At 30.0% G+C, this 10,118-nt stretch carries 6 protein-coding genes; 1 reads left to right on the forward strand and 5 read right to left on the reverse strand.

The annotated features are described in order from the left end of the window. Nucleotides 1-32: 32 nt before the first annotated feature. From ABJG40_RS01330 to ABJG40_RS01345, 4 genes are all read right to left on the reverse strand, one after another. Nucleotides 33-2,582: an adenosylcobalamin-dependent ribonucleoside-diphosphate reductase gene (locus ABJG40_RS01330; RefSeq protein WP_348022777.1), complete on the reverse strand. Its 2,550-nt coding sequence runs from the start codon at nt 2,580-2,582 to the stop codon at nt 33-35. Between the two features lie 294 nt (nt 2,583-2,876). After that, nucleotides 2,877-4,031 (reverse strand): adenylyltransferase/cytidyltransferase family protein, encoded by a 1,155-nt coding sequence (locus tag ABJG40_RS01335; protein WP_348022778.1) that lies wholly within the window; start codon nt 4,029-4,031, stop codon nt 2,877-2,879. A 12-nt stretch (nt 4,032-4,043) separates the two neighbouring features. Next, a complete protein-coding gene (locus tag ABJG40_RS01340) occupies nt 4,044-5,222 on the reverse strand; it encodes an AIR synthase related protein (protein WP_348022779.1) in 1,179 nt (392 codons plus the stop codon). A gap of 73 nt (nt 5,223-5,295) precedes the next feature. Further along, a complete protein-coding gene (locus ABJG40_RS01345; RefSeq protein WP_348022780.1) occupies nt 5,296-7,479 on the reverse strand; it encodes a glutamine synthetase III in 2,184 nt (727 codons plus the stop codon). Between the two features lie 169 nt (nt 7,480-7,648). On the opposite strand from ABJG40_RS01345, the gene ABJG40_RS01350 reads away from it, so the two are divergent. Then, nucleotides 7,649-8,662: a glutamine synthetase beta-grasp domain-containing protein gene (locus ABJG40_RS01350; RefSeq protein WP_348022781.1), complete on the forward strand. Its 1,014-nt coding sequence runs from the start codon at nt 7,649-7,651 to the stop codon at nt 8,660-8,662. Nucleotides 8,663-8,776: 114 nt separating this feature from the next. Here ABJG40_RS01350 and ABJG40_RS01355 read toward each other — a convergent pair whose 3' ends face one another. After that, on the reverse strand, nt 8,777-9,709 hold the full coding sequence (locus tag ABJG40_RS01355) for a calcium/sodium antiporter (RefSeq protein WP_348022782.1): 933 nt from the start codon (nt 9,707-9,709) through the stop codon (nt 8,777-8,779). Between the last annotated feature and the right edge of the window lie 409 nt (nt 9,710-10,118).

Consider the following 10,118-nt stretch of genomic DNA (forward strand, 5'->3'; position numbering starts at 1 on the left):
GAGAGTTTTTCTTAATTTTACTTAGATATTTTTTACCCACATTTAGAAGAACCGCATTCTTGACAAGTTAAACAACCTTCTTGATAAATTAAGTCTGTAGAATTACAATTATCACAAGTTTGTCCTTTTGCTTTTGTTCCATCTTCTACATAACGTTTTAATGCTCTTTGAACTCCATTTTTCCAGGTATTAATAGATTCTGAATTTAGCTGTAAACTTTGTATTAAATCTATTACTTTATCAATAGGCATTCCATGTCTTAACGTTCCTGAAATTAATTTTGCGTAATTCCAAAACTCAGGATTAAACTTATGGCTTAATCCCTCTATAGTAGTTTTATAACCTCTTTTGTTTTTGTATTGAAAATCGTAACGAGAAACTCCATTTTCATCTTCACTTTTAATAATCAATCCATTTTCTACTGAACGTGGAATTAAAATTCCATCTTCATCATCTACCAAACCTGTAAAAATTTCATAGGGTTTGTTATCAAAAACACCTACAAAAGCAATCCATTTTTCTTTTTGATTTTGAAAACGTACTACATCTGCTTCTAATACTATTGGACGCTTTTTAGGGAAACTAGAATTGATTGTTTTTTTTTCTTTTTTATCATCTGTAGAAATTAAAACTCCAGAACGAGAGCCATCTCTGTATACAGTTACTCCTTTACAACCAACTTCCCAAGCTTTTAAATACAAATCGCCTACTAAATCTTCTGTAACCTCATTAGGTAAATTTACAGTTACACTTATAGAGTGATCTACCCATTTTTGTATTGCACCTTGCATGGTAACTTTACTTACCCAATTAATATCGTTAGAAGTAGCTTTGTAATATGGAGATTTTTTAACTAATTCATCAATTTCTTTTTGAGAAAAGTTTTTTGTAGAATCAATATTATTTACTTCCATCCACTGTTTAAATCTATGATGAAAAACAACATATTCTTCCCAAGAATCTCCAACCTCATCAACAAAATCTACACGAATTCCTTTATCATTAGGATTCACCTTTTTTCTACGTTTGTAAACTGGCATAAAAACAGGCTCTATACCAGATGAAGTTTGTGTCATTAAACTTGTGGTACCTGTTGGAGCAATAGTTAACAAAGCAATATTTCTACGACCATGTTCTAACATTTCGTAATACAATTTGCTATCTGCTTCTTTTAATCTTAAAATAAACGGATTCTCTTTTTCTCTTTCTGAATCAAAAATTGAAAAAGCACCTCTTTCTTTTGCTAAATTTACAGATGCCCTATAAGTTTCAATTCCTAAAACTTTATGTACTTCTGTAGAAAATTCATTACCTTCATTACTTCCATAACGAATTTCTAAAGCTGCTAACATATCTCCTTCTGCAGTAATTCCTATTCCTGTTCTTCTACCCTCGTACGCTTTTTGTCTAATATTTAACCACAAGTTTTTCTCTGTCTCTTTTACATCATCTTGTTCTGGATCTGCATTAATTTTAGCTAAAATTCCATCTATTTTTTCTAGTTCTAAATCAATAATATCATCCATTATTCTTTGCGCAATAACTATATGTTTTTTAAACAAATTGAAATTGAAATTTGCTTTTTTAGTAAAAGGATTTTCAACATAAGAAAATAAATTCATTGCTAATAAACGACAAGAATCATATGGACATAAAGGGATTTCTCCACAAGGATTTGTAGACACAGTTTTGTAACCTAAGTCTGCATAACAATCTGGCACAGATTCGTTAATTATTGTATCCCAAAACAAAATACCTGGTTCAGCAGATTTCCATGCATTATGCACAATTTTCTTCCAAATTTTAGAAGCTTTAATTTCTTTTGTATATAAAGGAGATTTGCTGAAAGTAGGATATAATTGAGTGTACTTTTTATCAGCTTTTACAGCTTTCATAAATTCATCATCAATTCTTACTGATACATTTGCACCAGTAACTTTGCCTTGTTCTAATTTTGCATCGATAAAATCTTCTGCATCTGGATGATTGATAGAAACAGACAACATTAAAGCTCCTCTTCTACCATCTTGGGCAACTTCTCTTGTTGAATTTGAGTAACGCTCCATAAAAGGAACAATACCTGTTGATGTTAATGCTGAGTTTTTTACAGGAGAGCCTTTTGGACGAATGTGAGATAAATCATGACCAACACCACCTCTACGTTTCATTAATTGAACTTGTTCTTGGTCTATTTTTAGGATTCCTCCATAAGAATCTGACTCACCATTATTACCAATTACAAAACAATTAGACAAAGAAGCAATTTGAAATGGATTACCAATTCCTGCCATTGGGCTTCCTTGAGGAACAATGTATTTAAAGTTTTTAATTACTTCAAAAATTTCTTCTTTAGTTAAAGGGTTTTTATATTTCTGTTCTACTCTTGCTATTTCTGATGCAATTCTTTGATGCATTTCATCTGGAGTGCTTTCATAAATAGTATCAGCAGAATCTTTTAAAGCGTATTTATTTAGCCATACAGAAGCTGCTAATTCATCGCCTTTAAAATAGTTAAGTGCAGCTTGTAAAGCCGCTGATCTAGAGTACGTTTTTCGTGGTTTTAGAACAGTTTTAGATTTCATTGTGCTTTTAAGGAAGTTAATTTGAATTTAAAAAATTAAATGTCTTCCAAAAAGACAACTTAAAAGATGATAATTATCATAAATTTTACAGAAAAAAAACACAACTAACTACAATACAGTTTTTTACAAACTTATCAACAAGAAAAAGTTAACAAAAAAAATTACAATTACTTTAATTTAAAAAATAAGACATTTATACATAAAGAACTATACTTATTAAAAATACAAAAATCTACTAATTTTTATATAATATAAAATTAGTAGATTTTTAAGAACTAAATAATTGTTTAAAAATTAAAGCTGAGTTTCTTTTCTACGAATTCTAATCTTCATAGTTCCATCAATAGGTTTATCTGTAACAAGTATTAAATAACCTGCACCTCCTGCTCCTGCTAATTTCCAAGCTAATGCTTTATCTCTATATTTTGTAATTTCTTCTTCTATTCTTTCATTTACCATTTTTGGAAACATAGTAGTCTGCGCGTTAAAAGACTTTAAAAACCCATTAGAAAAACTTTCTAAATCTTTATTTTTTATTGCTTCCCAAACTTCTTCTGAAGCTTTTGTTAACTCACTAACGTTTTCTTCATTAATATAAGTTTCATTAAGTAAATCCAATCCTTTTTCTCTTGGCCACAACATAACCATGCTAATATGTTTTTCTAACCAAGAAAGAATATCTTCAGAATGAATAGATTCAAATTTTTTAGGCCAATACGCATTATCATAGTAATGTCTTACCAAACCAGGCATACATATACCTATAGCATCTTGAGCTCCAGAAATAATTTTAGAGCCAGGTGTATTTTCAAACTTAAATAATATTTCTGCTAATTTCTCTGGTTTTTCAATTGGCAAATAATATGGCCATATTTTTTTTGCTGCATTTCTTGTAGAAGTTGACATCCCACAGCGTTCATTATATTCAAATATTGGCTCTAAAGATAATGTAATTGCCCAACCTGGTTTAAATTTAGAAACATAAGGTTGATCTATCCAAGTACCTGCTAAATCTATTCTATATGGTAAAGAACAATTATCTCCTGAACGAATTGCTGTTGTAGATCTTGGAGGTAAATCTAAATCTGGTTCTCTATGTAATACGTGCAATTCAATATTTAACTTCTTGCATAATTTTTCTTTTTCTGGAGAATAACCATCTTCATTTACAACAAAATAATCTGGTTTTAATTTTATTAAATCTTCTTTAAAATCTAATATTCCAGAACCAGAATTTACAAAAGACTCTTTAACATATTTTATAGCATTAATCATATAAATTCTTTCTCTTTCAGAATTTATAGTATTTCTACCTTTTAAATCATCAATTGTAGCATCAGAACCAATACCCACATATAAATCTCCAAAAGTAGCAGCTTGCTTAAAGAAAGCAATATGACCACTATGTAACATATCAAAACAACCCGAAACAAATACTTTCTTTTCCATTTTATTTTTTATCTAATAGTTAAAAGTTCCAAACTCACTTTTAATTGTTAATTTTTTAGTTTCTGAACTTTCTACTCTACCCACAATTTTAGCATCAACATTAAAAGATTTCGAAATCTTAATAATATCTTCTGCAATTTCTGGAGAAACATATATTTCCATTCTATGCCCACAATTAAAAACCTGATACATTTCTTTCCAATCTGTTTTTGATTGTTCTTGTATCAATTTAAATAAAGGTGGAATTGGAAACATATTATCTTTTACAATATGTAAATTATCTACGAAATGTAAAATTTTAGTTTGTGCACCTCCACTGCAGTGAATCATACCATGTACTTTATCCGAAGAAAATTTGTTTAAAATTTCTTTGATAATTGGTGCATAAGTTCTTGTAGGTGATAATACTAATTTACCAGCATCAATAGGAGAATTTTCAACTTTATCTGTTAATTTTGTATTACCAGAATACACCAATTCAGTAGGAACTGCAGCATCAAAACTTTCTGGGTATTTCTCTGCTAAATATTTATGAAAAACATCGTGTCTTGCAGAAGTTAATCCGTTAGAACCCATACCTCCATTATATTCAGTTTCGTAAGTAGCTTGTCCAAAAGACTCTAAACCAACAATAACATCACCTGCTTTTATGTTTGCATTATCAATAACATCACTTCTTTTCATTCTTGCTGTTACTGTCGAATCTACAATAATTGTACGCACTAAATCTCCAACATCTGCAGTTTCTCCACCTGTTGAATGAATAGTAACACCAAAACCTTTTAAATCTTCTATAAGTTCTTCTGTTCCGTTTATAATTGCTGATAAAACTTCACCAGGAATTTTACTTTTGTTACGACCAATAGTTGATGATAACATAATATTATCTGTTGCACCAACACACAATAAATCGTCAATATTCATAATTAAAGCATCTTGTGCAATGCCTTTCCAAACAGAAATATCTCCTGTTTCTTTCCAATACATGTAAGCTAAAGAAGATTTTGTACCTGCTCCATCTGCATGCATTATTAAACAATAATCATCATCATTTGTTAAATAATCTGGAACAATTTTACAAAATGCTTTAGGAAATAAACCTTTATCTATGTTCTTAATCGCATTGTGAACATCTTCTTTAGATGCAGATACACCTCTTTGTGCGTATCTTTTAGAAACTTCTTGACTCATGTTGTTATGTTGTGAATTGCAAATTTAGTCTTTTAACTAAAAAATCCTACCGAAAATTAGTATGATTTTATGATTATTCGGTAAATAATAGTTCTCTATATTTTGTTAAGGGCCACAAATTATCATCTACTAAAGTTTCTAATTGATCGCAATGAGACCTAATATCTAAAAAATAAGGCTTCACTTTTTTACTATAATATTCTGCTAATTTTAATCCTGTAAGTTTATTTCCTTTAAACTTAACATCTTCCATTTTTATAACCAAAGCATTAATTTGAGTAATATGATTAGAAATTGTCATAATTAACTCGATCTGTTCTTTAGCAATAGTTTTATATTCTTCGCCAAAAATTTCTTTTAAATTTTTAGTGTTTTCTAATAATGTATTTTGATATATAATAGCAGTAGGCACAATTTGATTTCTAGCAATATCACCCAAAACCCTACTTTCAATTTGTATTATTTTTGTATAAGTTTCTAAATCTATCTCATATCTAGCGTTTAATTCAACACTATTCATAACATCCATTTCTTCAAATAAATCAACTACTCTTTTAGTAATCTTTACTTTTAAAGCTTCTGGTGTTGTTTTATTATTACTTAAACCTCGTTTTTTTGCTTCTTTCTCCCAAGCCTCACCATAACTATCTCCATCAAATCTAATCGTTTTAGAATCTTTAATATATTCTCTTAAAACATTAAAAACAGCTTCATCTTTTTTAAGTCCTTTTGCCTCAATTAGAGTATCAACTTCAATTTTAAATTCTTTTAACTGTTTTGCAACAATTGTATTTAAAATAGTCATAGGTATTGCACAATTTGTCCACGAACCCACAGCTCTAAATTCAAATTTATTTCCTGTAAAAGCAAAAGGTGACGTTCTATTTCTATCTGTATTATCTAATAAAATTTCTGGAATTTTACCAATAATATTTAATTTTAGATCTGTTTTTTCTTGTGGAGAGAGCTTTCCTCTTGTTACATTTTCTAGCTCATCTAAAACTGCAGATAATTGATTACCTACAAACACAGAAATAATAGCTGGTGGTGCTTCTTTTGCTCCTAATCTATACTCATTACTTGCAGACGCTACAGAAGAACGCAACAACTCTTCATAACTATGTACTGCTTTTATAGTATTTATAAAAAAAGTAAGAAATTGTAAATTTTTCATTGGTGTCTTGCCTGGGCTTAACAAGTTAACACCTTTATTTGTTGCCAAAGACCAATTACTGTGTTTCCCAGAACCATTTATACCAGAAAAGGGTTTTTCATGAAACAACACTTTAAACTTATGTCTTCGAGAAACTTTTTGCATTACATCCATTAATAATGAATTATGATCTACAGCCAAATTTGCTTCCTCAAAAATTGGAGCAACTTCAAATTGATTAGGAGCCACTTCATTATGTCTTGTTTTTACAGGAATACCCAACAACATACACTCTTGTTCTAAATCTTGCATAAAACTCATTGCTCTAGCAGGAATTGTACCAAAATAATGATCTTCTAACTGTTCTCCTTTTGCTGGAGAGTGTCCTAACAAAGTTCTACCTGTTAACTGAATATCTGGTCTAGAAAGAGCCAAAGCATCATCAATTAAAAAAAACTCTTGCTCCCAACCTAAAGTAGCATTTACTTTACCAGCATTTTTATCAAAATATTTACAAATAGCTGTAGCATGTGTATCTATAGCTTGTAATGCTCTTAATAATGGAGTTTTATTATCTAGAGCCTCACCAGTGTAAGCAACAAAAATTGTTGGTATACATAAAGTTGTCTCATATATAAATGCAGGTGATGTTGGATCCCAAGCAGTATACCCTCTTGCTTCAAAAGTATTTCTTATTCCTCCATGAGGAAAACTTGATGCATCTGGCTCTTGTTGAACCAGTTGTTCTCCATCAAATTTCTCCATTGCCAAACTACCATTAATCGATTCAAAAAAAGCATCGTGTTTTTCTGCTGTTGCACCTGTAAGCGGCTGAAACCAATGCGTATAGTGAGTAGCACCTTTAGACATTGCCCAATCTTTCATACTAACTGCAACCTGATCTGCAATCTTTCGATCTATTTTAGTACCATACTCAATTGCATTCATAACACTTTCATATGCAGCACGTGTAAGATACTGTTGCATAGCATATTTATTAAAGACATTCTTACCAAAAAGAGCTGATCTTTTTTCATTCTGAACCACATTAACTGCACTTCTATGAAGTGTTTCTTGCAAAGCATTGAATCTAATCCTTGACATATTATTAATATTTTCTACTTATTTTTATCATTAAACAAATATACCCTTTAGAAATTAGGGATAAAATTATTTTTTATTGATTTTTAATATTTTACCCCTCTTTTTTTTGATATGTACGTAAAATATTTGATTTTTGTAACAGAAACATCACAAAAACAATTTTTAAATTATGGCAAAAATTAAATTAGAATACATTTGGTTAGATGGATACTATCCAACTCAGAACATGAGAAGTAAAACTAAAGTTGAAGAACATGAAGACTTTAAAGGAACAATCGAAGAATTAGGAAACTGGTCTTTTGACGGTTCTTCTACAAAACAAGCTTCTGGAGGAGCATCTGATTGTATTTTAAAGCCAGTTGCTATTTACCCAGATCCTGCAAGAATTAATGGATACTTAGTAATGACTGAAGTGTTAAGTGCTGATGGAACTCCACACCCTTCTAATGGTCGTGCTACAATTGAAGATGATGATAATGATTTCTGGTTCGGATTTGAGCAAGAATACTTCATTATGGATACTAAAACTCAGTTACCTTTAGGTTTCCCTGTAGGAGGTTACCCAGGACCTCAAGGAATGTACTACTGTTCTGTTGGTGGAAAAAACACTTTTGGTAGAGACTTCGTAGAAGAGCATGCTGATTTATGTATTGATGCTGGATTAAACTTTGAAGGAATCAACCAAGAGGTTGCTTCTGGACAATGGGAATTTCAATTATTTGCTAAAGGAGCAAAGAAAGCTGGAGATGAAATCTGGATTGCAAGATATTTATTAGACCGTTTAACAGAAAAGTATGGATGGTACATTGAATACCACCCAAAACCAATTAAAGGTGATTGGAACGGATCTGGAATGCATGCAAATTTCTCTAACTCTATCTTAAGAGAATGTGGTTCTAAAGAAAAGTACGCAGAAATATGTGAAGCTTTCCGCCCTGTAACTAAAGAACATATTGAAGTTTATGGAGAACATAACGACCAACGTTTAACTGGTTTACACGAAACTGCATCTATTAATGACTTCTCTTGGGGAGTTTCTGATAGAGGTGCGTCTATTCGTATACCTATTATCGCTGTTGAAAAAGGATATAAAGGATGGTTAGAAGACAGAAGACCTTCTTCAAATGGAGATCCATATAAAATTGCAGCAAGAATTATTAAAACTGTTAAACCAGTTAAATAATTTACCAATTTATAATATTAGAAACGCCAACATTTATTTGTTGGCGTTTTTTTTGTAAACAAAATATAATAGAAAGAGTAATTAAAAAAAACTTCTTATTGAACTACACTTTTATTAAATAGTAAAATAAATAAAGATTACATAAGCAGCCAATAAAACTACTCCATCTTTATAATTTAAACGGTATCCTTTAGGTATAAAAACCAATGGGAGTATTATAAAAGAAATTCCTAACATCCAGAAAATATCATTCGTTAACAATCCTTGATCTTTAACCACCACAGGAGTTATAATTGAAGTAATCCCTAAAACCGCTAAAATATTAAACACATTAGAACCTATAAGGTTTCCTAAAGAAATCGCTTTTTCTTTCTTTAAAACGGCTATAATTGATGCAGCAAGCTCTGGCACACTTGTTCCTATAGAAACTACAGTAACACCAATTATTCTCTCGCTAACACCAAACTCTAAAGCCATAGAAGTAGCTCCTTTTATTAATAACTCAGAACCTCCCCAAAGACCTAAACCTCCAATTACTAAAAACAATACAATCTTGTAAAGTGGCAAAGGCTCATCATCTTCTGGCAACTCATCTAAAACTGCCGTTTTTTGAAATCTTAGTATATACACTAAAAAAACAATCAAAAAAGAAAAAAGTACAATCCCTTCATTTCTTGTAATTACATTATCTCCAATTAAGAAAAAATATAGTAATAGAGATGCAATCATCATAACTGGCCAATCAATTTTATAAAACCCTTTTTGAACATGCATGGTGCCTAGTAACAAAGTAATCCCTAAAACCAAGCCTAAATTAGCAATATTTGACCCTATAACATTACCTAATGCTAAATCAGAAGAACCACTTAAAGCTGCCTTGATACTTACAATTAATTCTGGAGCTGAAGTTGCAAAAGACACTATTGTCATTCCTATTACAATTTTTGGAATGTCAAGTTTAAGAGATAAAGCAACTGCTGATTTTAACAACCAGTTTCCGCCAAAAATTAACAATACCAACCCTCCAATAATTAATAAAAAATTCATGAATTTTAATTTTTGCGAAGATACATTTTTATCACTTTATGAAAATAAAAAAAATAGAAAGCATAAAAACAGTAATTTATAAAAACATTTTCCCTTTACAATCTAAAGAAAATTTAATTTACGCCTTTACAACATAACATTTTAATACATATTTAAAATATATGGTTATAAATTAAAATTAAATTAAAGGGATTATAACTACACATTACAATCATATTAACTTAATTGATTATAAATTAAAAATCAAAATAATTAATAAACAGTTTTTCATTTGGTAATAATCTTGTAAACCATATATATTGATAAAACAATTAAAAAAATAATTGATTTATTAACCCAAACACCCATAAAAACTATGATTATTATTTTAACTAAATGTATTAAAACTTTATCAGAAATTATTCTTCAA

Origin of the sequence: Polaribacter sp. (assembly GCF_039939415.1) — a bacterium.
In the GTDB taxonomy this organism is placed as follows: Bacteria; Bacteroidota; Bacteroidia; order Flavobacteriales; family Flavobacteriaceae; genus Polaribacter.